Genomic DNA, 23748 nt, shown 5'->3' with positions numbered 1-23748 from the left:
TTAATAAAATTAGGATTCGTATGCTTGAATTTATACGAATTAGAATAACTTAAGCCTACCCCTAAAGACTAGCCCCTTACGGCGTATGCGCCATTACCGCTGGCGTGGACACCCAAGACAACCGCCTCGCCGTGCAAATCACCGGCTGGGGCAAAGGCATGGCCTGCTGGGTGTTGGACTATATCGAACTGCCCGGCGACCCCGCCGATGATGCCGTATGGGTCGCCTTGACCGACCTGCTGAACCGCCCCATAGAACACCAATCCGGCCACCTGCTGCCCATCCTCGCCACCGCCATCGACATGGCGGCCACCGCACCGAAGCGGTCAAAGACTATGTGCGCAAACGCCTGATAAAACGCCCGATGGTCATCTTCGGCGCGACCGCCAACAACGCCCCCGTCATCGGCAAACCCAAAGCCGTCGATGTCAACTGGAAAGGCCAAAACCTAAAACGCGGCGTGACCACCCAGCAAGTCGGCACGGTCGGCATCAAACACAAACTGTTCGGCAACCTCTCCGCCGATGCCGACAAACCCCAAGAAAACCGCCGCGTCCACTTCTCCGACCAACTGCCGCCCGACTACTTTAGCGGCCTGGTGTCCGAGACCTACGACCCCAAACAAAACCGCTTCACCAAAAAGCGCGGCGCAAGAAACGAACCGCTGGACACCTGGGTTTATGCCTACGCCGCCGCCCACCACCAAGAACTGCGCCTGCACCTGTACACAGCGGCCAAATGGGATGCCCTGAACGAACAATACGGCATCCCGCCCAAAAAGGCCACAGGCCAGCCCTTGGCCGAAGCCAAGCCCAAAAAAGCCCAACCCAAACGGAGCACCTACCTGCTATGACCGGACTTATTGACGACATGCAAGACGTAGTCGCGGGCGTGGTCGGCGACAGGTCACTGTCCGCCCAAGTCGTTTACGCCCTCATCAAACAATTCGGCGGCGAACGCCACTACATCCCCAGCCAAGACTACCAAGCCCGCAACCGCGAGATTAAAGCACTGTACGGCGCGGGGGTAACGGCGGAACAGCTAGCTGGTAATTATCGCTTGTCAGTTAAGACCGTGCGGCGTATTATCGAACACTAGGTGATGGGTGGGGTTTTTAGCCATTACCGGAATTTTAGGTTAATGGGCGGTGCTATAGGGTTTTGCCTTACCGCGTTGAGACAAAGCAAGCTCTTAGTAAATACCTATTCTTAGTTGATAAGGAATAATGGCATGTGATAATAATTTGAAAAAATTATACCTCCAGTATTTCTTATGCAGAATTGTAATTTTTTGATTTATAAAAAAAAAGAGAAATGAAGACTAAATCATCCGTTAGATTCTTTGCGCGTGCGGCGCACCTTGATGTAGATATTGAACTCGCCGATGTCATAATGATTTCAATTAAACAAGGAATGTTGAATACAGAAGATCATGAATATATCTTCGATAAAGTTGATATTGAAAAACATCCAAGACTTGCGGAAAGAAAAATTTCACATACAAGTAGAAGACATGCGGCAGAACACTTGAAAGCAACTTTATGTGAAGCCTTTATAAAAAATATATACGAAGATACCACCCAATATTTCCAAGAAATTATTGATGCAGCGGCGAAAAATGGACTAGACCCCCAACGCTTAATTGGAGAGCATCAAACGAATTTTAAAGCAAATGAGGTTTTGCAAGCTGGGGGCTGGGATAAAGTTGTTTCAATGGTTGCAGAATCAGTTTTTAGAAAACTTTTGAATGAACGAGATACTAAAAAGCTATTGGAAAAAATAAACATTAAATTAAAACTTGATGTTTCATCAACAACTATTGATAACGCATTACCATATTTCGAAATTAGACATTTGCTGGTTCATAATGACGGTAAGGCGGATAAGAAGTTTTGTGATGCGTTTCCTGATTTTTGCACTAGTATTGGAAAAAAAATTAAACTTGATGCAAAACTCATTCAAGATGCACGAACGGCCATATCGGCATTAATTGAAGAGTTCGATCAACAAATTGTCTCTAAAAGTATTGTGGCAAGTAATCAACTTCAACCATAAATGTTAAAATTAACATTTCACCGACATTCAACGCGGTAAGCCCGTAGGTTGGGGTGAGCTTGCGAACCCCAACATTTCAACACACACGACCACCATACCCTGTTGTGTTGGGGTTCGTACCTCACCCCAACCTACGGGCTGTTGTGTTGGGGTACGTACCTCACTCCAACGGCCCTACGCGGGCGAACCGCATTCCCACACAGCGTGTGGGAACGAGAAAACAACCGTTTCCCCTGGTTATGGATAATAAATCACGGCCATCAATGACAATATCAGACATAGATTCTAAAATTTTATGGGCTAGAGCTGGAGGTTTTTGTTCAGCTCCTGAATGCCACAATGATCTGACTTTTATTCTAGAGTCTAAAAATTACCATATAGGTGAAATGGCTCATATTATTGCGAAGGCAAAAAAAGGTAATAGAGGAGTAGAAGGAGGAGGAAGTAATGGATATTCAAATCATATATTATTATGCCCCACTTGCCATCGAAAAATCGATAAGTCTCCAGATGGGCATTACTCCGTTGAATTGCTTCATGGTTGGAAGCGCGAAGCAGAGAATAGAATAAGAACATTATGTCAAAAACGGAAAGCTAACAGTTGGCAATTGTTTAACCTGTATATAAATATCAATGAAGCGAAAAAATACTTCTTTGAATTTGAGAATAATCCAATGAGCGCGTTGATATATGGTCAAAATGCATATGAAAGCGTTGCTAATATTTTAGTGAATGCAAGTCATAACATCCTTGCTTTGGGAGGGGTTAGTGAGGAAGTTGTGGCTTGCGTAGATAAATTAGTAGAAAGCTATAATGATTTGACTTGGTCAGAAATGGAGGCGAAATGCTATTACATATTGGCAAAAATTGAAGACGAATATTCCACTGGTATTGACAAGAAAGTTATAGTCTTATCAGGCTGTTACTCTGACCTAAGAGTTAAAAATGCGCTTGGAAAAGATTATTCAATAGAAATAGAAAACTTTAATTCAGCGTTAAACTTACTATTAGATGATGAAGATTCATATATTAGTGAAAAACTTAATAAAATACGATTAAACGAAAATCATGTATCTGGAAATTTTAGCCTAGAAGAGGCTTTGAATGACCCAAATTTTAGAATAATTAAAAAACTGGATGATCGATTAAAGTTCCTATTAAAATCACTATAGAAAAACTTAACAAGGCACTGCTACGGAAACTTTACTCGCTAGCACTTCCAAATTTCCGCAGAGCGCAGCCCGTAGTGTTGGGGTTCGTACCTCACCCCAACGGCCCTTAGCACAATGCGGTATGGGGCGGCTTGATCGGATAATGACGGCGTACCGTGTGAGTCTATTTGCCGATAAGGCAATATTCTTTTGACAGGGCATTTATTTTGGGCGTATGCTTTACCCAGTCGCCCTCATTGGCGGCACGGGTCTTGGCAGACCTGCTAGAAGAGGCGCAATAGCTTTGTGCCAACGTGGTGCCGAGCTTTTTTTATGCCCCCTGTTTTTTTATGATGGGTGGTGTAGTGGGAAGCCTTCGGGCTTGCTGGTTCCTTTTCCCAGTCTGCCAACCCATTACATCATCCATCGCCCAAGATGCTTGGCAGCTTCTGGTCGATGGTTCAAATCCATTGAAAAGGAATCTGTTATGACTGAACAAGCCCAAGTTGCGCCTATCGCGCAAGAATCCCTCGTACCTGTTTTTTCTGGTGAAATAGCCGGACTGCCTGCCCAGCTTGTCGATGCCCGCGCATTGCATAAGTTTTTGGGATCAAAGCAATTATTTCAATCTTGGTTTAAAAAACGTATAGCCGCTTATGGTTTTTTGCAAGACATTGATTTTATTGCTATACAAAAAAATATAGCGCAAGAATCAAAGACTTACGGACAAGACAAATTAGACTATCATTTGACACTCGATATGGCAAAGGAACTTGGCATGGTCGAGCGCAACGAGAAGGGGCGGCAAATCCGCCGTTACTTTATCGACTGCGAGGCCAAGCTATGGCAACAACAGCTTGCCCAACCAACGCCCCCCGACCTTAGCGGCTTGGCCGGGCTGATCCGCGCTGAAATCGCCAGGGCGCTGCCCAAGGCCGACCCCCTGTTGCCGCCGGATCAGGCCGCCGCCATCAACCACAGCCTAGAACGCCTAAGCCGCCTGTTCCACCCGCTCAGCGCCCCGTTTGCCGATGTGTTAAGCCTGACCCGCGCCCTGCATGGCCTGGACACCACCTACGGGATGCCGCACCCCGATTACCAAACCCTACTAATCCCCGCCGAGCCTGACCCCAGCGTCTATGGCGGCCAGCCCGTGCCGCCCACCCCCAGCCCGACCGGCTATTCACGGGTGCTGCTCTACGTTACCCACAACGGCCAAGTCGAACGCTCCGAAACCTTGCCCGACACCATGTGCTTGGTGTCCATCAAAAACGCCGACACCGTGGTTAACTTCATCAATTATTTGCTGCCGGAGGCGTTGTTGCCCGATCTCTTAAAAGCCGCCTCGCAGCGGATGTTCAGGCTGATGGCGTTGCGGGGGTGATAAGGCATTAACAGTGGGGTAGGGCGCATTAGGTGTTAGGCGTAATGCGCCGAAGGGAGGTAAGTTAACGGCAGTGCAATACGGCTGAGCCTATTGCACCTTACTAGCCTTTGTCTCCTTGTTGAGCCGGAGTGCCAGGGTTTCCTTGTTGAGCCGGAGTGCCAGGGTTTCCTTGTTGAGCCGGAGTGCCAGGGTTTCCTTGTTGACCCGGAGTGCCAGGGTCTCCTTGTTGACCCTGAGGGCCAGGGTCTCCTTGTTTACCCGGAGCGCCAGGGTCTCCTTGTTTACCCGGAGCGCCAGGGTCTCCTTGTTTACCCGGAGCGCCAGGGTCTCCTTGTTTACCCGGAACGCCAGGGTCTCCTTTTTCACCCGGAGTGCCAGGGTTTCCTTGTTGACCCGGAGTGCCAGTGTCTCCCTTGTCTCCTTGTTTACCCTGAGGGCCGGGGTCTCCTTGCTTTCCTTTCAGTGCATCTTTATATGAAGTTGCCAAAACGTCTGCCACCTTTTCGGATAACGCTTTTCCAGCATCTGACTGGACTACTACGTCAATTAATTGATCTGAACGAAATCCTATTAATCTAAGTGAGCCAAAAAGGAGGATTAAAAGAAAAATTAATGCTATCAATAGCATAAATAAAGCTCTAGGTGTACTAAATAACCATTTTAGAAAGTCAAACCAAGTTGTTATCGGTGGCGGTGGTAGTGGCGGTGGTGTTGACATTTTTGCTCCTTAATAAATAAAAACAACAGTGGGTGGTACAGCGAACAGTTGAAGGAAGCTTTTGGAGATGAGGAGTTGTTTATATTTGAACTTTACTCTTAATAAAGCCCGTTATCAAGACTAAACCAGCCACTTTTCACTATCGTTCCCACGCTCCGGCGGGGCATAAAAAAACCGCTAAAGGCGGGTTTTTTATGCCCCGTTACCACCCAAACCTACCGCGATTATTTTTTAACCCCGCCCAAATTTTGCCTTATTTTGTCCAAACGCCCATGCCATCCTATTGCCCATGGCATACACAACCGACCAACTTAACGCACTGGAAGACGCGCTGTCGCAAGGCGTGTTGATGGTGCAATACGCCGATAGGCGGGTAACGTATCAGTCTGTGGCTGATATGCTGCGGATACGCGACATTATGCGGGCGGAGCTGGGTATGGCCTCGCCGCGCAGCACCCGTGGGCGTTTTATTGTTTTGAAAGTGGGTAAGGGCTTATGAAAAAGGCACAGGTGATTGATTTTAAGACCCGCCGTTACGATGCCGCCAGCCAAACCAGCCGTACCAGCGGTTGGTACACGCCGTCAACGGATGCCAATTCGGCGATTACTTACCCGCAGCTTATCCGTAACCGCGCCCGCGATTTGGCGCGTAATAACCACTGGGCCAATAAAGGCTTGACGGTCATTGTTAACAATACGATAGGTTACGGTATCCGTGCGACCTGGACGGCCAAAAATGCCCGTGCCACTAAGCAAGCCAGGGCTTTGTGGAAACAATGGGCGGAAAGCACCCAATGCGACTCGCAAGGGCTGACCAATTTTTACGGCATCCAGCAAGCGGTGATGCGCGGTGTGGCCGAGTCCGGCGAGTGCCTTATCCGTTTGCGCCCGCGTTATGTGTCCGACGGTTTGGCGGTGCCTTTCCAGTTGCAGGTGCTGGAGCCGGATTACCTGTACGAGTACAACGACGGCGTGTTGGCGAACGGCAATTATATCCAGCGCGGTATCGAATATAACCCGTTGGGTAAGCGTGTCGCCTATTACCTGTACGAAGGTGTTTAAGCAATACCGTGTCCGTACCAGGTTGTTGGGCGGCTACAGCGGCGGCAGTATTGAAACGGGATCGATTTGGGACGGCTATAACGATGTGATGGCGCGGCACGTTGGCCGTTTATCGCAAGGTGAGGGCGGCGCGTGGGCTGGCCAGTATTTTTTTGAAGGCGCGTTCGTCGCTAAAATGAAAAACGGCATGGTCAGTGTTTTTAAGCGTGACGGCGCGAAATCCCTGCCCGTTTTACCCAGCAAGCGGTAAAGTTGGTCGCTGCCGAGGCGGTCGCCAGCCAAGTCGCCGCCGAGGCCAACGCCGAGCTTTTGCGGCGGTTTAAAGAAAAATTTCAGGTATGAATGGTTTATATGACGATTTGCCGCTGATTGCCGCGCGGGTGAGGGAACAGGTTACGGCATTTAAGGTGGTTGACAGTTTATCGGTCGTGCAGGAGTTTAACGACGTGTTGACGCAACTGCCCGGTTGCTATATCGCGCAGGTCTGCGCCAAGGCGGTCGACGACAATTATGTTTTTACCTTGGAGGAAGACCAGCACTATTTGTTGATGGTCTGCACCGATTCTGTCAGCACCGACGGCGTGATGGCCGAAGTGGTTTGCCACTTCCTCTTCCCCCCCTCAATAAGTTTTCTAAGCGCTCGGTGGCGCAATGGATTAATTGGGTTACGCCTGTTGCTTAGTTGTGATCCAAAATTCCCCGAAATGAGGGTAATATTTACCATACATGAATAAAATTATTTGTTATCTTTGCTCCCAGCAATTCAGTTAACCTTGCCGCTCGCCGCTTGGCGGGTAGAGCTGCATGGAGAAGGTTGTTACTACGTTGTTATTGCCATTTTTAACTGTAGAGGATCAGAATCATGAAATTGTTACGCAAGACGGCCTTCTGCGGGGTTGCTCTCAGCCTTTTCCATTATTTGCCGCCCGCCTATGCCGCTAACCAACCACCGACCGCCAATGCAGGCCCTAATGTCACCGTTAATGAAACTGCGGCAGTGAAGCTACAAGGCCAAGGCAAAGACACCGATGGCTTTGTCGTCACTTATCAGTGGAGCCAAACCGCAGGCCCGGCGGTGACGCTGGCGGGTGCTAATCAAGCCCAAGCCAGTTTCACCGCGCCGATGGTGCCTGTGCAAACCCCATTGAGTTTTCAACTGGCCGTAAAGGACAACCTGGGCGCGACTGCCTCAGACACGGTTAATGTCTTCATTAAGCCTACGGTCTCAAGCCAATGGGTGATGGGTTACTATGTTGCTTATCAGCGTGACTTGTATCCGCCCGATAAGATTGCTTGGAACGGCTTGACCCACATTATCATGGGACGGGTTAAGGCCAATACCGATGGGACGCTAGACACCAGTTTCGACTGGGATAGCACGAATGGGCCGATTTTGGCTAAGGACATTGCCGCCCGCGCTCATGCGGCGGGTAAAAAAGCCATTCTGATGTTGGGCGGTGATGACAATAGCCCGAACATACATGATGCGGTCGCCAACCACCGCGCGGCATTTATCGCCAATTTGTTGGCCGTTATGACGGCTTATGGTTATGACGGGCTGGATTTGGATTGGGAAAACACCATTGATTGGGATTTGTTCCAAACGTTTGTCGAAGAATTGCGGCAAGCCGCTCCTCAAGCCATTTTAACCGTACCGATGGGGCCGCTAAACCTGAACACCGATACGGTCGACCCGCATGTTCCGCTGATTGCCAAACAGCTTAACCGCTTGACGCTGATGTCTTACTATCCGGCCACGTCTTGGGTGGGTTCGGGTTGGTCGTCTTGGTATAATTCGCCGCTTAAGGGTGCTAAAGCGACTACGCCCGTGTCCATTGACGATTCGTTCAACCGCTTTGCGGCGGCAGGTGTGCCAAAAAGCAAGCTGGCGATGGGTATCAGTTTTTATGCCACTTGTTATACTGGCGGCATTACCGGCCCTAACCAAAGCACCGAAAATGGGGTGACGATTGAGGGCGGCGACAATGATTATATGTTGTCAGAATTGTTTGGCGCGGGTGGCGAATATGTCCCAGGGTATCGGCATTGGGATAGCGTGGCTTTACAGCCTTATCTCTCCCTGCCCAAAGCCGAACGCCATGGCTGCCGCTATGTTACATTTGAAGACGAGCAATCCATTTTGGCAAAAGGCAAGTTTTCCCGCGACAACGGTTATGGCGGCCTGATGATTTGGACAATTAACCAAGGTTTCGTCACCACCCACAGCCAACCCAATTTCCTGTTGGATGCAGTAGGCCATGGCTTCCTGACACCGGGCATAAAACAAACGGTGGGGATTTCCGTGATGCAGGGCAATACTTGGCTGAAAACCAGCGCCAAAATTAATTTCACGCCGTTAGTGACGGGCGCTACTAACAAAGCGGTGACGTGGGCGATAGTTGAGCCCAATTGCGGCACTATCGCCAGCAACGGTGTTTACACTGCACCCAGCACCGAACAAATCTGTACGGTGACAGCAACCAGCCAAGCGGATGCCACTAAAAAAGCTACCGCCAAAGTCACCATCTCCAACACGCCTTGGCTACCCAATTTCTCCGTCTCTAGGCTCGGTACATGGTGGGTGGAGGTAACTGCCCAAGATCCGAATGTGGTCTCTATGTCTATCCTCTGGCCGGATGGGCGCATACTGCCTTTAAGCCATACCTGGACAAACGGCAATAACTTCCCGATCTTCGCGGCAAATTATGAGTTTCCTGACAATGGTGGTGTGTACACGTTTTATGCAAAATCCGCCGATAACCGCAGCGCGACGGTGAAACTTACCGTGCCGGGCTGTGTGCATGGGACTGATGGGGTGTGCCAGTAACGGGAATAACCAGATTAGCGGACACAAGGGTGCAAGTCGGGGCCTATCCGGTCTTGCATCCTTTGCGGTAAAGCACCCATTTGCTGGGCGCGGTCTGTTTGGCAATGAACAAGCCACTCCGGCCTAAGCCCATTCGGCGCTCAAACTTTCGGCCTGTTCCAACACCAGTTGCACGGCCTCTTCCTGTTTGCCGGGCGGGTATTTGTATTTGCGTAAGATACGCTTGACCATCAGCCTTAAGCTGGCTCGGACGCTTTCGCGCACCGACCAATCGACGCTGATATTTTTGCGTAAATTTTCCGCCAGTTCGTGGGCGATTTTTTTCAGCGTCTCGTCGCCCAACTCGCGTACCGATTCCTCATTGTTCGCCAAAGCGTCGTAAAAAGCCAACTCGTCATGGTTTAGGCCTAGGTTCGCGCCGCGCTCCGCCGTTGCCTTGAACTTTTTCGCCATCTGGATCAGCTCTTCCATCACCTGCGCGGTTTCGATGGAACGGTTCTGGTAGCGTTTGATGCTGTCGGTGAGCAGTTCTGAGAACTTATGCTGCTGGACAATATTAGTCGCGAAACGGGCTTTTATTTCCCCTTCCAGCAACCGCTCCAGCAATTCCACAGCCAGGTTGCGTTCGGGTAGGTTGCGGACATCATCCAGAAAGGCTTGGTCAAGGATGCCGATATTGGGCTTGTCCAGCCCCACGGCATCAAAAATGTCCACCACCTCTTCGGACACGACCGCCGAGCCGATGATCTGCCGTATCGCCAGTTCGCGCTCTTCGTTGGTTTTCTTTTTGTGGGTACTGTCCTTCTTGGTCAGCAACACCTTAACGGCCTGGAAAAAGGCGACTTCTTCGCGCACGGCCTTGGCTTCGTCCAATGTGCAGCACAAGCTGAAGGCTTTGGATAAAGCCAGCGCGGTGTCGCAGAAACGTTTTTTGCCTTCTTTGATACCCAGTACATGGTTGGCGGTTTTCGCCAATATGCCATGACCTCCGGTCAAAAAATCGCCGTAATCGAAGCCATGCAGCAGGGTGCGAAGAATACCCAGCTTTTCTTCCAACACCGCGTAGGCTTCCTGGGCATCGACGGTGGGGCGGCCACGGCCCTTACTGGCGGTGTATTCTTTTAAGGCGGCTTTCAGGCTGTTGGCAATACCGATGTAATCGACCACCAAGCCGCCTTGCTTATCGCGGAACACGCGGTTAACACGGGCGATGGCCTGCATCAGGTTATGGCCTTGCATCGGCTTGTCTACATACATCGTATGCACACAGGGCGCGTCAAAGCCGGTCAGCCACATATCGCGGACAATCACCAACCGCAGCGGGTCATCTGGATTTTTAAAGCGTTTCTCCAGCCGCTTTTTGGTTTGTTTAGCGTAGATATGCGGGCGCAACAAAGGCTTGTCGCTGGCCGAACCAGTCATAATGATTTTAATGACCCCTTTTTCGGGGTCGTCGTCATGCCAAGCGGGGCGAAGGTCGATAATCGCGTTGTACAGATGCACACACACTTCCCGGCTCATCGCCACTATCATGGCCTTACCCGATTGCGCCTGGCCGCGCTCCTCAAAATGGGCCACCAAATCGGCGGCGACTTGCCGGATGCGCGGCTGCGCCCCAACCACTTGCTCAAGGGCTGTCCAGCGGCTTTTCAGGCGGGCTTGTTGGTCGTCTTCCTCATCTTCGGCCAGCTCATCGACTTCCGCGTCCATGTCTGCCAAGGCCTCTGGTTTTAGCCCCAGTTTTGCCAGCCGCGATTCAAAATAAATCGCCACCGTCGCGCCATCCTCACGGGCTTGCTGCATATCGTAAACGTCGATGTAGTCGCCGAACACGGCGCGGGTGTCGCGGTCTTCGGCGGATACTGGCGTACCCGTAAAGGCGACAAACGTGGCATTAGGCAGGGCATCACGCAAATGTTGGGCGTAGCCGACTTGATACACCAGACGCGGTTCGGCGGTCATCGCTGCCGATGGGGTTTGCGCCGCGTTTGCACCCAAGAGGGGGTAAGCCGATACAGCCAAAGCATCTGACAGCTTAACCCCCGCTACCGCACGGGTGGTTTTGATTTTCGCGGCAAAGCCGTATTGGCTGCGGTGCGCCTCATCGGCAATCACGACAATATTTTGGCGGTCAGACAGCACCGGAAAACTATCTTCATCTTCACCCGGCATGAATTTTTGGATAGTGGCAAAGACAATGCCGCCGGAAGGCCGATTGGCTAACACGCGCCGTAAGTCTTGGCGGCTCTCCACCTGTACGGGCTGTTCGCGCAATAAATCCTGCGCCAAGGAAAATACCCCGAACAACTGCCCGTCCAAATCGTTGCGGTCGGTGATGACGACAATGGTCGGGTTTGCCATCGCCGGTTCGCGCATCACGCGGGCGGCGAAGCAGGTCATGGTGATGCTCTTGCCGGAACCTTGGGTATGCCAGACCACGCCACCCTTGTGCGAACCGCCAGGGCGCGAGGCCGTAACCACTTGCACAATCGCCGTGCGCACCGCATGGAACTGATGATACCCGGCGATTTTCTTAACCAAGGTGCCGTCATCTTCAAACAGGACAAAGAAGCGCAGGAAATCCAATAAGTAAGTCGGCGCTAAAACCCCGCGCACCAGCGTTTCCAGGCCGTTAAACTGCCCCAGCGGGTCAAGTGCCGCGCCGTCGATGGTGCGCCATGCCATAAAGCGCTCGCTATCCGCCGACAGCGAGCCCAGCCGCGCTTCCGTGCCGTCCGAAATCACCAGCACCTCGTTGTACTGGAACACATCGGGGATTTGCTCCTTATAAGTTTGCAGCTGCCTAAAGGCTTGCCAAATATCGGCGTTGGCATCCGCCGGATTCTTCAACTCCAGCAACACCAGCGGCAAGCCGTTAATAAACAGGATAATGTCAGGACGGCGGGAATACTTCGCCCCCTTGATGGCAAACTGGTTAACCGCCAGCCAGTCATTGGCGGCGACATCGGCAAAATCCACCAGCCGGACAAAATCACCGCGCGTTTCGCCCGCTTGTTGATATTCAACGGGTACGCCATTAACCAACAAACGGTGGAAATGGCGGTTTGCCGCCAACAACACGGGCGTGTCCAGATTCAACACCTGTTGCAGCGCGTCTTCACGCGCGGCCATCGGCACTAAGGGATTCAGTTGGCCGATGGCCTTACGCAACCGCCCAACCAACACCACTTGCGCGTAATGGCTACGCTCAGGCGCGACACCATCGACGGCAATATCAGGGCCATAAACGGCGCTATAACCGACATCCGCCAGCCAGCCTAGGGTTTCTTGTTCCAGTTGGTCTTCGGTCATGCTCTTGCTTCCCTTGTATTTGCACTAGATAACTATTTCCAATCATTTTCGTTTAACTTACCCGTCTGATGGAAATGCTTTACCCGTTCTATATATGACACAAAATCTGAATTCTCTTCGGTTAAGCGGTTGCACATATCCCAATCAATATCAGGACGTTCGCGGGCAGGAATCAATATTTGGCTCTCTGTCGGATTTTCGCTATCGAGCTGAATAACACCTATTCCATGAGTGGCGGCTAACATCCGTAGTTCTTTCATAGTCCCGTCACCTTCTACAGTGCTGGCAACCAGATAACCTAAATGGGCCCATGAAGAATTCGATACGGTTTGAAAATAGCTCTTACGGACATTAGACCGATTGATCAATAGCTTAACTTCAAAGGACCATAAGCGGGCACGGCGCTCAGCCAATACACTAACACAATCACGGAGTTCACGATGCCAACCGTAAGACAAGTCTTCCAACCCTACAATATCTGGATGCAACCATTCATTAGCGCCACTGCCCGATGTATTGGATGAACGCTTTTCATCAATGCGGCAAGAAAATACCGTATGCTCTACCTTAAGATAATCCATTAACTTCACATAAAGATCGTGTTCGCTCAATTTCAACACGGGCTTAGCCGTTATACTGGACACTTGGAGCAGCGCATTGTCCGAAGCGGCAATTATCTCTTCCGCCGAATCAACCTCTTCGCTGGCATTTTTTTCCGTCCAATAATAGCGGCGTGGTCTGCCTTCGGTGGTTTTAAGTTGTGGATGTTGTTTTTGCCAACGAGGGCGTGAACCACTGATTTCAGCAACCAACTGTTGAACCAGATCCCCGTCAGTCTTTATATAATCCGCTGTACTGGCAGCTTTCTTCTCGGCGCATTCGTTAGGGAACTGTTCAAATATCGACTGAGCAATATCACGGGCTGTATAGCTAATATCTGGGTTAGCCTGTAAAAACTCAAATAGGCGTTTGCCTAAGTTCAGTGCCATATTATGTTCCTTTGATGATTTCGGTGACTATCTCTGCCGAATCCGATAGGCGGATTGAGCCGGGGCAGCACAGTGTCGCGTATGGCGGTATAACCTACCCTTAGGGTCTCTTGTTCCAGTTGGTCTTCGCTCATTCCAATAACTCCCAATATCCACCCTTGCTGGAACCAACCCGGCGCAAGCGGTTTTCTTGCTGTAATTTTTGCAGATTGCGCTCAATTGAGCGTTCGGTCACGCCAATAGCCAACGCCAGCTCTGGAATGGTAAGCCGCGTATTTTCACGCAGCAGCGCAAGCGCTTTCCCCGACGTTTTTAGCGACACCTCCGTCATGGCATCGTGCAAGGCCTGCAACATAAATGCGATAAACGGCGTTGCATCCGCCAAATTGTCGGCATCGGCCAACGCCTGATAATAATCCGCTTGCCGCACCCTAATGACCGATTCAACGGGCAAATAGGCCAAGACAGGCCGCCACTGGCTGAGTATCACGGTTTGCCATAAACGCCCCATCCGCCCATTACCGTCGGCAAACGGATGGATAAATTCAAATTTATAATGGAACACACAACTGGCAATTAACGGATGCACAGCCGCCGAAGCTACCCAAGCCAACAAATCCGCCATTAACGTATCCACCCGACTGGCGGGCGGTGCTATGTGGACTAAGTGTTGCTGATTGTAAATGCCGACCCCGCCAGTGCGGAAATGCCCCGCATCATCCACCAACCCCGCCATCAGCAAACCGTGCGCCGCCAGCAAATCCGCCGCGCTATGGGCTTGCCAGTGCGGCAACTGTTCATAAGCGGCAAAGGCGTTACGCACTTCTTGAATTTCACGCGGCAACCCCAACACCCGTTTGCCCTCCAATACAGCCGTCACCTGCTCAACGCTCAGGCTATTGTTCTCAATAGCCAGCGATGCCTGAATCGTGCGGATGCGATGGTTACGCCGTAATTGTGGCGACAAGGCATTACCACCTGACGACACCGACCAACGGGTCAGCAATTCGACAATGTCCGCCACTTGCTGGAGTATCTGGGCGGTGATGGTGTAAAGCGGTTGATAGCGCATAGCTTATCCGGTTTAATGCCCTGCACGGTATAACGGACAGGGTTGAATGCTCATAATGGCGATGTAACAGGCAGTTTTTTGTCTGGGTTTGGCTCAGGTGCTGCCGCATCATTCACTAATTGCCCGTTTACAGAATACCAATTGACAATGCCCAGTTCACGGTTACGCGCTTGCGCTTCCCGGACGGCTTTATTGCCGATACGGATAAATGATGCTGACCATCTTTCGTTTTTACTTGTTTTCATCGGTTACACCCTGTAAAAAGCCATTAAATTTTTCCCATAATGCGTCATCGTAAATGACCCATTCATCGTGTTCGGCATCGGCAACCTCACCAAAGCTATCGCCACCGTTATAAACCACCAAACATCGTTCGGCCAAAGGTCGGTACTGATGCCAAAACACCGGAAAAACCCGCCCAAAGCGGCGGCGGACATCGTCTTCCGGCACATCATGCCCGCCCTGCTGCACCCGCCCTGCAATGCGGTGCAGACAAAGCGCTTCGCTATCCAGAAAGACAAACACAATCGTGATGAGATAGCCATCCTCACGCGCTTTGGCAATCGTCCGCGCCAAACTGCCACCCGATAATGTGGATTCGATGACTAACGATTGTTGTGTTTTGAGTGCGACGGATAAGCGGCGGCTGAACTCCCGCCCGGCGGCAACCCTAACCGCAGCGGGGTTGCTTGGGGCGAGTTGAAAGGCTATGTCGTCTGCACCCAAGTACGGTAAGTTTTCGGTTTGGGCGTACTGGCGGGCAAAGGTGGTTTTGCCCGTACCGTTTGCGCCGCCTACGATAACTAATTGTGGTTGGGGATTCATGCAGCCGCCGCTTCGGCATCGGGCAGACGGAGCTGGCCGGAGATTAGGCGGGGGAGTAGGGTGTCGCGTAGGGTGGTTAGGGTTTTGGCTTGATGGACATTTTCTGTCATTTTATCGAAAAGTGGTTTAATCGCTTTAGTATATTCAGCCGCTAATGACCCAGGGGGAATGCAAATTGGATATGCGGCAAGGTCTTTCCAATTAATGCGGGGCATTTTTGCCCCATTGGAGAGTCTGGCTGCATAATCAACTAAGGCTGTACTAAAAAGATACATGGCTACGATGCCATAATAAGCCGGATTTTTTGACTGGCAAACCAGAATATCTGTCGAACAAACACCATCAAAGGGAGCAATAGTCACTTTGTGAAAATAGGGCCTTAACTTACCAAATAAAATATCATCCTTCGTGAATGCAGCCTTAGCACTTTCTAACCCTTGGGCGTTATCCCAATTTGTAAGACTTAAAGACTGGCGCGGAATATGTTCTAATCCAACATAGCAGATGTCAGCATGAAGTTTCGAGGGGGGAAGTTGATTTTTTATTGATACAGTAATCTGTCCAAGTGTTCCTACCTGCCATCCCCTAGGCACTAACCCCACAGCCGATTCCTCAAAATCATCAGGAAACAGCATGGCGTTATCCGTGTCCATGCCTTCCGGCTCGCGGCCTTGCTGTTTGGCGTGTACTGGGTCGAAATCCACAAACCACGATTTGAACAGGGCTTGGGCAATGGCTTCTAGGGTGGCGTTGGTTTCGCGTAGTAGGGCAATGCGGTTAGTCAATACATCAGCAATAGCGGAAATGTTCTTTATCGTGTTACTTGGTGGCATCGGAATTGGTAGCTTACGAATATCTTTTAGATTAAGCGTTTTTTGAACCGTAGTGTTTAACACCGCGTCAATGAGATGCCTACTTGCAGCACTTTCTAATACTGTTTTTAAATATATACGTATACTCGGATCATGTAGGCGAATTACTGCTATTGCACGAGCAGGGTTCCAACCCGCCATTGATGGCTTGACTACTACACACTCTCCTGGATTACCTACAAGCGTGATTAGCAACTCATCGCCCACAAGTTGGGTGCGTTTATGCTCTTCGTTTGTTTTCTCCGATACACAATAAGTAGGTTTTAATGGAATGGAACCGTCTTTTATATCCCCAACTTTTATAAGTGGAATACCACTGGGTGTATCAGGGCCAGGATACATGACACCTACAGCAATGCTTTTGCTGTCACGTAATAGCGATTCAAGGGGCACAATACTCCAATCTGATGGTATTTGACCTCCCGCACTTTCCCAATATCTTCTTAATTCAGATGCCAGTCGGGTTACGCTATCGCTAACCCGACCTACGATTTTGTCTTCACCTAAACTCATAGCCCCGCCCGCAACATAGCTACGATAACATTAACCACTTCGGATTGTTTGTTGGCGTTTAATAAGCCTGCTGTACCTTTAAACAGCGTTTCATTGGCGGTAAAGAGTTTGCTAGGACGGACGTAGCTGGTGCGTTGCAAGCTGCCTGTCACAAAATCCGCATCGGTAAGTTCCACGGCGGCAGAATCCGCATAAGGGTTGCTGGTAATTTGGCATAACACCCAGTCGCCTTTGCCCGCTGACGCTAACAACAGTGCCGGGCGTAGTTTGCTGGCGGACAGGTCGGAAAACGGAAAAGGCAGCAAGATTACTTGGCGGGTTGCAAATGCGCCCATGCCGCGTCCTCCTCGTTGCGTGACCAATCTTGGGCCAATGCGGTTTCGCTAAGGGTCGCACCGCATAAGGCCGTGTCAGCAGGTTGCGTTTCCGTGGTGAAAGTGACCAGCACCCTGCAGGAGGTGGTGATTAGTGTGGGTAAGGTTTCCAAGAACTGGAGGTGACCATTTGGCTCTAGCACGGCTTCGTAGGTTTGCAGCATCGTTGCTCCTGATTGATTTTAAAAAGGTTGGCTTATTTTGCTATTAGCTTCGGCAAGCGCGATTGCCGCCTCGGATTCTTTTAGTAAGCTGATAACAACATTGGTGTCTAGCAAAAAAAACTTAATCCCATTCATTACGCACGTCCTGCTGAATTTGCACAGGGTCGCCAGCGAATGTTAGCGATGATTTCAACTGGCCCGCAAATGTCCGCCAGTCTTTTGCTGGGCTGCTCATTTCAGGTGCAGGCAATTTTTTGGACAGCCTTAACACCACCAGCGGCTCGTTTTCCTCAAACTCGACGGCTTCTAACAATTCGATAACGCCGGATTTTGAAACGGCTTTAATCGCTTGATACATGCTTGATTCTCCTGTTGGATTACATGGCTTTGTGCCACAGCTTGTGGCACAAAGTTGGGTCACAGATAGAGATGTTATCACTCACCTTAAGCGGTACAACTGGATTTGTTGGGTTAGGCGCGAGGTTAAAGCCCTCGGCAAAGGCTGAAGACCTTTGCACTCCACCGAAGAAGCCGCACCGAACGGAGTGCAAAGGTCTTCAGCCTTTGCACGATGGCCTAACCGTGTTTATCCGCGTTTAGCCTGTCATTTGACTCTATAAGCCTAGGAGAGCCAAGGCAATTGGGCAGCAACTTGCTGCCCAATTAAACGCGTAGGCCACCCTAACGCCCCCTCCTCAGAACTCATAACCCAAGCCCCCCAACTTCTGCCGTATCAGCTGATCCAGTTCCGCGCCCTTCGCCATTTGCTCGCCGAGCTTTTCGGTGAGTTTTTGCATTTTGTCGGCAAAGGCTTCGTCATCGTCTTCTACGGCTTCCGCGCCGACATAACGCCCAGGGGTCAGCACATGGCCGTGTTCGGCAATTTCCGCTAAGCTGACGCTACGGCAAAATCCGGCAATGTCGGCGTAGGCTTCGCTTGTTGTGCCGTCGCCACGCCAAGCGGCGACGGTGTGGGCGATCCTGTCAATCACGGCATCGGTAAATTCGCATTGGACGCGGCTAATCATGCTGCCCAGCTTACGCGCATCAATAAACAGCACCTCGCCTTGGCGGGCACGTTTTTCCTTGACCAGAAACCACAGGCAAGCGGGGATTTGGGTGTTGAAAAACAACTGGCCGGGCAAGGCGATCATCACTTCGACTTTGTCGGCATCGACCATGGCGCGGCGGATGTCGCCCTCGCTGTTCTGGCTGGACGACATGGAGCCGTTCGCCAGGACAATGCCGCCGCGTCCGTTGGGTTTCAGGTGGTGCAGGATGTGTTGCAGCCACGCGTAGTTGGCGTTGCCTAGCGGCGGTGTGCCGTACAGCCAGCGCGGGTCGCCTTCCAAGCTGCCATGCCACCAGTCGGAGATGTTAAACGGCGGGTTGGCGAGGACAAAATCGGCGCGTAAGTCGGGGTGTTGGTCGCGGACAAAGCTGTCGGCGGGTTCTTTGCCCAGGTTAAAGTCAATGCCCCGGATGGCGAGGTTCATCGCCGCCAACCGCCAAGTCGTGGGGTTGGCCTCCTGCCCGTAAATGGACACATCGCCTAGCTTGCCGCCGTGGGCTTCGATAAACTTTTCCGACTGCACAAACATACCGCCGGAGCCGCAGCACGGGTCGTAGACTTGCCCGTAATGCGGGGCGAGAACGGCGACCAAGGTCTTGACGATGGACGCGGGGGTGTAGAACTGCCCGCCGCGCTTGCCTTCGGCACTGGCGAATTGCCCTAAAAAGTATTCGTACACTTGGCCGAGCAAATCCCGCGCATGGTTTTTGGCGGTGTCGGCGGATTCGCCAAAGCCGATTTGCGAGACCAAATCCACCAACTCGCCGAGCTTGCCGTCGGGCAGTTGCACCCGCGCATAGCGTTTGTCGAGTATACCTTTCAGCTTGGGGTTTTCGCTTTCAATCAAGGCCAGCGCATCGTCAATACGCTTGCCGATGTCGGCCTGTTTGGCTAGGGCGCGTAAGGTTTCCCACCGCGCCGCTTCCGGCACCCAAAAGACGTTGGCCTCTTTGTAATAGTCGCGGTCTTCCAGTTCGGCCTCAATAAGGTCTGGGTCGTCGGCACTTTCCAGATAGTAGTCGTCGCTACTGTCGGTAAACTTGCCCAGCAGTTCGGCGCGGCGGGTCTGGAAGGTGTCGGAAATGTACTTGACGAAGATCAGGCCCAGGACAATATGCTTGTATTCGGCAGCGTCCATATTGGCCCGCAGTTTGTCGGCGGTCGCCCACAGGGTTTTTTTAATGTCTTCAATCATCTGTTGAGGGGTATAGGGATGGGTAAGGTAAGGCCGCTTAATCCATCACTGGCAATGGGTCGGGCATCGGTGTTTGTGGCAAAGTGGCTATTATAGGCTGGCTAACGCCTGAGATTCTATGAACCATTTCACAACACAGTTAAAAACAGTGAAATATTTTAGGGATGCCATAAAAAGCCCCTTGATGGTGGGTAGCTTGGCTAAGGGCGCAGACCGACAAGGCCGAGATAGGGGGGGATGGAATTAGGAAAGCTACTTTCGGGTGGTTTTTTGTGCCTGAAGCGGCAAGGGGTGCGGCTTTATGGTGGCTTGTTGTCCGGTGTCATTTTGAGGGACAAAATGGGGACAATTTTTCTTGCGGGCATAAAAAAAGGCCTACATTTTCATGTAATGCCTTGATTTGATTGGTGGCGATAGGTGGATTTGAACCACCGACCCCGGGGTTATGAATCCCGTGCTCTAACCAACTGAGCTATATCGCCATGTTCTTGAAAGAACCTCTAAAAGAGCCGATAATTTTATATAGATAATGCCTGTCTGTCAAACATTAAATCTAAAATGTACCACATCACCGTCTTTAACGACGTAATCTTTGCCTTCAAGCCGCCATTTTCCGGCATCTTTTGCGCCTTGTTCGCCTTTGTAGGTGACGAAGTCTTGGTAAGAGATGACCTCGGCGCGGATGAAGCCTTTTTCAAAATCGCTGTGGATAACGCCAGCGGCTTGGGGAGCGGATGCGCCGACGGGGATGGTCCAGGCGCGGACTTCTTTCACCCCGGCGGTGAAGTAGGTCGCCAAGTCCAATAATTCATAACCCGCCCTAACAACACGGTTCAGGCCGGGTTCTGCCAAGCCTAAGTCGTCCAAGAATTCTTTGCGTTCGTTTTCTTCCAACAACGCGATTTCGGCCTCAATGGCGGCGCAAATCGGCACGACACGGGCATTTTCTTTGGCGGCGAGAGCGACGACCTTGTCCAAGAGCGGATTGTTGTCAAAACCGTCATCTTGGACATTGGCGATGTACATGGTCGGTTTGATGGTCATCAGGCACAGGTCTTTGATTAAGGCTTTTTCGTCTGCGTCCAGATTCAGGCCACGCGCGGGTTCGCCCGCTTCGAGTTGTTTTAAGACCCGCTCCAAGACGGATTTTTTCGCCACGTCGTCTTTGCTGCCGGATTTCGCCATTTTGCTGACGCGCAATAAGGCGCGTTCGACTGAGGCCATATCGGCTAAGGCCAATTCGGTGTTGATGGTTTCGATGTCGGAAATTGGGTCGACTTTACCCGCGACATGGACGACGTTTTCGTCATGAAAGCAGCGCACGACATGGGCGATGGCATCGGTTTCGCGGATATTGGCGAGGAATTTGTTGCCTAAGCCTTCGCCTTTGGAAGCCCCGGCGACTAAGCCTGCGATGTCGACAAATTCAATCGTGGTGGGCAGGGTGCGTTCGGGTTTGACAATTTCCGCGAGTTTGTCGATTCTAAGGTCGGGTACCGGCACTACGCCAACGTTGGGGTCTATCGTGCAGAAGGGGTAGTTTTCGGCGGCGATTTTTGCGCGGGTCAGGGCGTTAAATAAGGTTGACTTGCCTACGTTGGGTAAACCCACGATTCCACAATACAGTGCCATAGTAATTTTCTATATAATCGGTTAAGTTAAGAACAGGGTGTAGCAAACCCAGCATTATACAAGCTATCGGGCGAATCCACACGGCAAAACGCCGATTTCTTGCCGAGGCACTAACATTTTAAGGACATTTATGAAGTATTGGTTAATGAAATCCGAACCCGACACGTTCAGCATTACGGATTTGGCGCAACGCCCAGGCCAGATAGAGCCTTGGGACGGGGTGCGTAACTATCAGGCGCGCAATATGATGCGCGACGACATGCAGGTGGGCGATTTAGTGTTTTTCTACCATTCCAACTGCGCCGAGCCGGGCATTGTCGGCATTATGGCGGTGGCGAAAGCGGGTTATCCTGATGCGTCGGCATTTGATCCCGATGATAAGCATTTCGACCCGAAAAGTAATCTTGAGCAGCCGCGCTGGTTTCGGGTCGATGTGCAGTATGTCAGGACGTTATCGCGCACCATCACCCTGCACGAGCTGAAATTAAAGCCGGAATTGGCCGATTTGGCTTTAGTCAGGCGCGGCAACCGCCTGTCGATCATGCCCGTCAGCGCGGCGCAATGGCAGTTTATTTTGGCTTTGGAATAATCAAGGCTTAGGCTGTTGGCTTTGCTCGTAGCGGTCATAAGATTGGGTGGCGGTGTCATAGCACCGCGCCCGTTCGCTGTTATCGGCGATTTTTGTGCATTGGTTAACCCGTGCGCCTTGCGCGGTATCATACAGGCGTTGCTCGGTGCAGCCTTGCAGTAGGATGAAGAGCAGGGCGGTTAGGAGGCGTTTTGGCATGGTGTTGTCCTGGTCTGAGGGGGGGAGGGCGGATACTATAACACTAAAGCTATCGGAAATAGAGGGGGTGGATGAAATGGCGATAGGGTTAGGTAAAATGTTGCAAGCGTGTTGCCGATGGTATCCGGTATTGGCGGCAGCATTTGTCCATGAGTTTTTGCCTTGGGTTTCGATGGCTGTAGAGACGTTACGGCGCAACGTCTCTACAAAGGTAAAATCACCCCACCTCAATCACAATTTTGCATTTCGACAATAAAATTTTCCGAATTGCGCTCGCTTTGGGCATCATCGTTGCGTAGGGCTTCGATGCGTTCCAGGTAATCGTCGTCGATGTCTCCGGTGATGTATTCATTGCTGAAACAGGAGGTGTCGAAGTGGCTGATGTTGGGGTTGCCTTTGCCGACGGCGGCGATCAGGTCGTCCAAATCTTGGTAGATCAGGCGGTCGGCGCCGATGGCGGCAGACACTTCGTCTTCGGTGCGGTTGTGGGCGATCAGTTCATGGGCGGCGGGCATGTCGATGCCGTAAACGTTGGGGTAACGCACAGGAGGCGCGGCGGAGGCGAAATAGACTTTTTTCGCGCCCGCATCTCTGGCCATTTGGATGATTTGTTCGGAGGTGGTGCCGCGCACCACCGAATCATCGACCAGCAAGACGTTTTTGCCTTCAAATTCCAAGCCGATGGCGTTGAGTTTTTGACGCACGGATTTCTCGCGCATTTTTTGGCCGGGCATGATAAAGGTGCGGCCTATGTAGCGGTTTTTGATAAAGCCTTCGCGGAATTTTACGCCTAAGATATAGGCCATTTGCAGGGCGGCGGTGCGGCTGGTGTCGGGTATCGGAATGACCACGTCAATGTCGTTGTCCGGCCATTCGCGTTGGATTTTTTCCGCCAGTTTGGTGCCCATGCGCAGGCGGGCCTTATAGACGGATATGTTGTCGATAATCGAGTCGGGGCGGGCAAAATAGACGTATTCAAAGATACACGGGCAATGGTCAACGTTCTCGGCGCATTGGCGGGTATGCAAAACACCTGATTCTTCGATAAAGACGGCTTCGCCTGCGGCGACATCGCTAATCAGCTCAAAGCCCAGTACATCGAGGGCGACGCTTTCGGAGGCGATCATAAATTCGGTGCCGGACTCGCTTTGCCGTTGCCCGTAGACGATGGGGCGGATGCCGTGCGGGTCGCGGAAGCCTAAGATGCCGAACCCGGCGATCATGACCACGACCGCATAAGCGCCACGACAGCGGCGGTGTACGCCTTTGACGGCTTCGAACACGTCATTGACGCTTAAATGCAGCTTGCCCAGGCTTTGCAGTTCATGGGCGAAGACGTTGAGCAACACTTCCGAGTCGGAATCGGTGTTGATATGGCGCTGGTCTTGGACAAACAAGGCCTCTTTGAGTTCTTCGGTGTTGGTCAAGTTGCCGTTGTGCGCCAGAGTCAGGCCGAACGGGGAATTGACATAAAACGGTTGGGCTTCGGCGGAGCTGGTGCAGCCTGCCGTCGGGTAGCGGACATGGGCAATGCCCATATTGCCGCGTAGTTTCATCATTTGGGCATTAGTAAAGACATCACGGGTCAATCCGGTGTCTTTGCGAAGGTGCAAGCGTCCTTTTTCGCAGGTGACTATGCCCGCCGCATCTTGTCCGCGATGTTGCAGGACGGTGAGCGCGTCATAGAGTTCTTGATTAACAGCTTGATGCGAAACGATAGCAGCAATACCACACATTTTTTA

The 23748-nt window shown here is 51.4% G+C and carries 24 protein-coding genes, 1 tRNA gene and 1 pseudogene; 11 read left to right on the top strand and 15 right to left on the bottom strand.

From position 1 onward, the window contains the following. Window positions 1-104: 104 nt before the first annotated feature. From CEK71_RS09065 to CEK71_RS09045, 5 genes and pseudogenes are all read left to right on the top strand, one after another. A pseudogene (locus CEK71_RS09065) lies at window positions 105-853 on the top strand (terminase gpA endonuclease subunit). Next, window positions 850-1098: a Mor transcription activator family protein gene (locus CEK71_RS09060; RefSeq protein WP_157679095.1), complete on the top strand. Its 249-nt coding sequence runs from the start codon at window positions 850-852 to the stop codon at window positions 1096-1098. The pseudogene CEK71_RS09065 and the gene CEK71_RS09060 overlap by 4 nt, the downstream one beginning before the upstream one ends. A gap of 215 nt (window positions 1099-1313) precedes the next feature. Continuing rightward, a complete protein-coding gene (locus CEK71_RS09055) occupies window positions 1314-2054 on the top strand; it encodes a hypothetical protein (protein WP_088619093.1) in 741 nt (246 codons plus the stop codon). Window positions 2055-2317: 263 nt separating this feature from the next. Then, complete coding sequence (locus CEK71_RS09050; protein WP_088619092.1) at window positions 2318-3226, top strand: HNH endonuclease signature motif containing protein; 909 nt, start codon at window positions 2318-2320, stop codon at window positions 3224-3226. Between the two features lie 466 nt (window positions 3227-3692). Next, window positions 3693-4589 carry an antA/AntB antirepressor family protein gene (locus CEK71_RS09045; protein ID WP_157679092.1) on the top strand — a complete coding sequence of 299 codons (897 nt, stop codon included), beginning with the start codon at window positions 3693-3695 and terminating at the stop codon, window positions 4587-4589. Between the two features lie 90 nt (window positions 4590-4679). On the opposite strand, the gene CEK71_RS23570 is transcribed toward CEK71_RS09045, so the two are convergent. Then, entirely contained in the window at window positions 4680-4958 is a 279-nt protein-coding gene (locus CEK71_RS23570) for a hypothetical protein (RefSeq protein ID WP_232463794.1), read from the bottom strand. A 641-nt stretch (window positions 4959-5599) separates the two neighbouring features. Between CEK71_RS23570 and CEK71_RS09035 the strand changes: the two genes are divergently transcribed. The 5 genes from CEK71_RS09035 to CEK71_RS09015 all read left to right on the top strand — a co-directional run bounded on the left by CEK71_RS09035 (window position 5600) and on the right by CEK71_RS09015 (window position 9199). After that, a complete protein-coding gene (locus tag CEK71_RS09035) occupies window positions 5600-5809 on the top strand; it encodes a phage head-tail joining protein (protein WP_088619089.1) in 210 nt (69 codons plus the stop codon). After that, a complete protein-coding gene (locus CEK71_RS09030; RefSeq protein ID WP_088619088.1) occupies window positions 5806-6372 on the top strand; it encodes a phage portal protein in 567 nt (188 codons plus the stop codon). Before CEK71_RS09035 ends, CEK71_RS09030 begins: the two co-directional genes overlap by 4 nt. Then, on the top strand, window positions 6341-6622 hold the full coding sequence (locus CEK71_RS09025; protein ID WP_157679089.1) for a hypothetical protein: 282 nt from the start codon (window positions 6341-6343) through the stop codon (window positions 6620-6622). The genes CEK71_RS09030 and CEK71_RS09025 overlap by 32 nt, the downstream gene beginning before the upstream one ends. An 88-nt stretch (window positions 6623-6710) precedes the next feature. Beyond that, window positions 6711-7106: a hypothetical protein gene (locus tag CEK71_RS09020; RefSeq protein WP_088619086.1), complete on the top strand. Its 396-nt coding sequence runs from the start codon at window positions 6711-6713 to the stop codon at window positions 7104-7106. 128 nt (window positions 7107-7234) lie between these two features. Next, window positions 7235-9199, top strand: coding sequence for a glycoside hydrolase family 18 protein (locus tag CEK71_RS09015; protein ID WP_088619085.1), 1965 nt, complete (start codon window positions 7235-7237; stop codon window positions 9197-9199). 123 nt (window positions 9200-9322) lie between these two features. Here CEK71_RS09015 and CEK71_RS09010 read toward each other — a convergent pair whose 3' ends face one another. The 12 genes from CEK71_RS09010 to ychF all read right to left on the bottom strand — a co-directional run bounded on the left by CEK71_RS09010 (window position 9323) and on the right by ychF (window position 21219). Beyond that, window positions 9323-12511 carry a type I restriction endonuclease subunit R gene (locus CEK71_RS09010; RefSeq protein ID WP_088619084.1) on the bottom strand — a complete coding sequence of 1063 codons (3189 nt, stop codon included), beginning with the start codon at window positions 12509-12511 and terminating at the stop codon, window positions 9323-9325. Between the two features lie 32 nt (window positions 12512-12543). Next, window positions 12544-13500 (bottom strand): COG2958 family protein, encoded by a 957-nt coding sequence (locus CEK71_RS09005; protein ID WP_088619083.1) that lies wholly within the window; start codon window positions 13498-13500, stop codon window positions 12544-12546. 130 nt (window positions 13501-13630) lie between these two features. Next, entirely contained in the window at window positions 13631-14572 is a 942-nt protein-coding gene (locus CEK71_RS09000; protein ID WP_088619082.1) for a Fic family protein, read from the bottom strand. A 50-nt stretch (window positions 14573-14622) separates the two neighbouring features. Beyond that, complete coding sequence (locus CEK71_RS08995; RefSeq protein ID WP_088619081.1) at window positions 14623-14817, bottom strand: hypothetical protein; 195 nt, start codon at window positions 14815-14817, stop codon at window positions 14623-14625. After that, window positions 14804-15397 (bottom strand): AAA family ATPase, encoded by a 594-nt coding sequence (locus tag CEK71_RS08990; RefSeq protein WP_088619080.1) that lies wholly within the window; start codon window positions 15395-15397, stop codon window positions 14804-14806. Before CEK71_RS08990 ends, CEK71_RS08995 begins: the two co-directional genes overlap by 14 nt. Then, complete coding sequence (locus CEK71_RS08985) at window positions 15394-16782, bottom strand: restriction endonuclease subunit S (RefSeq protein WP_198328519.1); 1389 nt, start codon at window positions 16780-16782, stop codon at window positions 15394-15396. Before CEK71_RS08985 ends, CEK71_RS08990 begins: the two co-directional genes overlap by 4 nt. Then, complete coding sequence (locus CEK71_RS08980; RefSeq protein ID WP_088619079.1) at window positions 16779-17117, bottom strand: MazF family transcriptional regulator; 339 nt, start codon at window positions 17115-17117, stop codon at window positions 16779-16781. The genes CEK71_RS08985 and CEK71_RS08980 overlap by 4 nt, the downstream gene beginning before the upstream one ends. Further along, the gene (locus tag CEK71_RS08975; protein ID WP_088619078.1) at window positions 17090-17320 is read right to left on the bottom strand and encodes a hypothetical protein; all 231 of its coding nucleotides are present in this window, start codon (window positions 17318-17320) and stop codon (window positions 17090-17092) included. Before CEK71_RS08975 ends, CEK71_RS08980 begins: the two co-directional genes overlap by 28 nt. A 121-nt stretch (window positions 17321-17441) precedes the next feature. Continuing rightward, window positions 17442-17678: a hypothetical protein gene (locus tag CEK71_RS08970; protein WP_088619077.1), complete on the bottom strand. Its 237-nt coding sequence runs from the start codon at window positions 17676-17678 to the stop codon at window positions 17442-17444. Between the two features lie 337 nt (window positions 17679-18015). Next, the gene (locus CEK71_RS08965; protein WP_088619076.1) at window positions 18016-19587 is read right to left on the bottom strand and encodes a class I SAM-dependent DNA methyltransferase; all 1572 of its coding nucleotides are present in this window, start codon (window positions 19585-19587) and stop codon (window positions 18016-18018) included. Between the two features lie 405 nt (window positions 19588-19992). Next, window positions 19993-20069: transfer RNA gene (locus tag CEK71_RS08960), tRNA-Met, on the bottom strand. A gap of 58 nt (window positions 20070-20127) precedes the next feature. Further along, the gene (ychF, locus tag CEK71_RS08955; RefSeq protein ID WP_088619075.1) at window positions 20128-21219 is read right to left on the bottom strand and encodes a redox-regulated ATPase YchF; all 1092 of its coding nucleotides are present in this window, start codon (window positions 21217-21219) and stop codon (window positions 20128-20130) included. Between the two features lie 130 nt (window positions 21220-21349). On the opposite strand from ychF, the gene CEK71_RS08950 reads away from it, so the two are divergent. Beyond that, window positions 21350-21808 (top strand): EVE domain-containing protein, encoded by a 459-nt coding sequence (locus CEK71_RS08950; protein WP_088619074.1) that lies wholly within the window; start codon window positions 21350-21352, stop codon window positions 21806-21808. Here the strand turns inward: CEK71_RS08950 and CEK71_RS22500 are convergent, their stop codons facing one another. Both CEK71_RS22500 and purF read right to left on the bottom strand, forming a co-directional pair. Next, complete coding sequence (locus tag CEK71_RS22500; protein WP_198328517.1) at window positions 21809-22237, bottom strand: hypothetical protein; 429 nt, start codon at window positions 22235-22237, stop codon at window positions 21809-21811. Beyond that, window positions 22234-23742: an amidophosphoribosyltransferase gene (purF, locus tag CEK71_RS08940; protein ID WP_088619072.1), complete on the bottom strand. Its 1509-nt coding sequence runs from the start codon at window positions 23740-23742 to the stop codon at window positions 22234-22236. The genes CEK71_RS22500 and purF overlap by 4 nt, the downstream gene beginning before the upstream one ends. Between the last annotated feature and the right edge of the window lie 6 nt (window positions 23743-23748).

Origin of the sequence: Methylovulum psychrotolerans, assembly GCF_002209385.1 — a bacterium.
Taxonomy (GTDB): Bacteria; Pseudomonadota; Gammaproteobacteria; order Methylococcales; family Methylomonadaceae; genus Methylovulum; species Methylovulum psychrotolerans.
The sequence above is the reverse complement of the archived record's forward strand: the minus strand, read 5'-3'. Positions and strand labels throughout refer to the sequence as shown.

What these genes read in the sequence shown, in the direction of transcription:
- CEK71_RS09060 (WP_157679095.1), top strand. Translation starts at nt 850, where the DNA reads ATGACCGGACTTATTGACGACATGCAAGACGTAGTCGCGGGCGTGGTC.
- CEK71_RS09055 (WP_088619093.1), top strand. Translation starts at nt 1,314, where the DNA reads ATGAAGACTAAATCATCCGTTAGATTCTTTGCGCGTGCGGCGCACCTT.
- CEK71_RS09050 (WP_088619092.1), top strand. Translation starts at nt 2,318, where the DNA reads ATGACAATATCAGACATAGATTCTAAAATTTTATGGGCTAGAGCTGGA.
- CEK71_RS09045 (WP_157679092.1), top strand. Translation starts at nt 3,693, where the DNA reads ATGACTGAACAAGCCCAAGTTGCGCCTATCGCGCAAGAATCCCTCGTA.
- CEK71_RS09035 (WP_088619089.1), top strand. Translation starts at nt 5,600, where the DNA reads ATGGCATACACAACCGACCAACTTAACGCACTGGAAGACGCGCTGTCG.
- CEK71_RS09030 (WP_088619088.1), top strand. Translation starts at nt 5,806, where the DNA reads ATGAAAAAGGCACAGGTGATTGATTTTAAGACCCGCCGTTACGATGCC.
- CEK71_RS09020 (WP_088619086.1), top strand. Translation starts at nt 6,711, where the DNA reads ATGAATGGTTTATATGACGATTTGCCGCTGATTGCCGCGCGGGTGAGG.
- CEK71_RS09015 (WP_088619085.1), top strand. Translation starts at nt 7,235, where the DNA reads ATGAAATTGTTACGCAAGACGGCCTTCTGCGGGGTTGCTCTCAGCCTT.
- CEK71_RS09010 (WP_088619084.1), bottom strand. Translation starts at nt 12,511, where the DNA reads ATGACCGAAGACCAACTGGAACAAGAAACCCTAGGCTGGCTGGCGGAT.
- CEK71_RS09005 (WP_088619083.1), bottom strand. Translation starts at nt 13,500, where the DNA reads ATGGCACTGAACTTAGGCAAACGCCTATTTGAGTTTTTACAGGCTAAC.
- CEK71_RS09000 (WP_088619082.1), bottom strand. Translation starts at nt 14,572, where the DNA reads ATGCGCTATCAACCGCTTTACACCATCACCGCCCAGATACTCCAGCAA.
- CEK71_RS08995 (WP_088619081.1), bottom strand. Translation starts at nt 14,817, where the DNA reads ATGAAAACAAGTAAAAACGAAAGATGGTCAGCATCATTTATCCGTATC.
- CEK71_RS08990 (WP_088619080.1), bottom strand. Translation starts at nt 15,397, where the DNA reads ATGAATCCCCAACCACAATTAGTTATCGTAGGCGGCGCAAACGGTACG.
- CEK71_RS08985 (WP_198328519.1), bottom strand. Translation starts at nt 16,782, where the DNA reads ATGAGTTTAGGTGAAGACAAAATCGTAGGTCGGGTTAGCGATAGCGTA.
- CEK71_RS08980 (WP_088619079.1), bottom strand. Translation starts at nt 17,117, where the DNA reads ATGGGCGCATTTGCAACCCGCCAAGTAATCTTGCTGCCTTTTCCGTTT.
- CEK71_RS08975 (WP_088619078.1), bottom strand. Translation starts at nt 17,320, where the DNA reads ATGCTGCAAACCTACGAAGCCGTGCTAGAGCCAAATGGTCACCTCCAG.
- CEK71_RS08970 (WP_088619077.1), bottom strand. Translation starts at nt 17,678, where the DNA reads ATGTATCAAGCGATTAAAGCCGTTTCAAAATCCGGCGTTATCGAATTG.
- CEK71_RS08965 (WP_088619076.1), bottom strand. Translation starts at nt 19,587, where the DNA reads ATGATTGAAGACATTAAAAAAACCCTGTGGGCGACCGCCGACAAACTG.
- ychF (WP_088619075.1), bottom strand. Translation starts at nt 21,219, where the DNA reads ATGGCACTGTATTGTGGAATCGTGGGTTTACCCAACGTAGGCAAGTCA.
- CEK71_RS08950 (WP_088619074.1), top strand. Translation starts at nt 21,350, where the DNA reads ATGAAGTATTGGTTAATGAAATCCGAACCCGACACGTTCAGCATTACG.
- purF (WP_088619072.1), bottom strand. Translation starts at nt 23,742, where the DNA reads ATGTGTGGTATTGCTGCTATCGTTTCGCATCAAGCTGTTAATCAAGAA.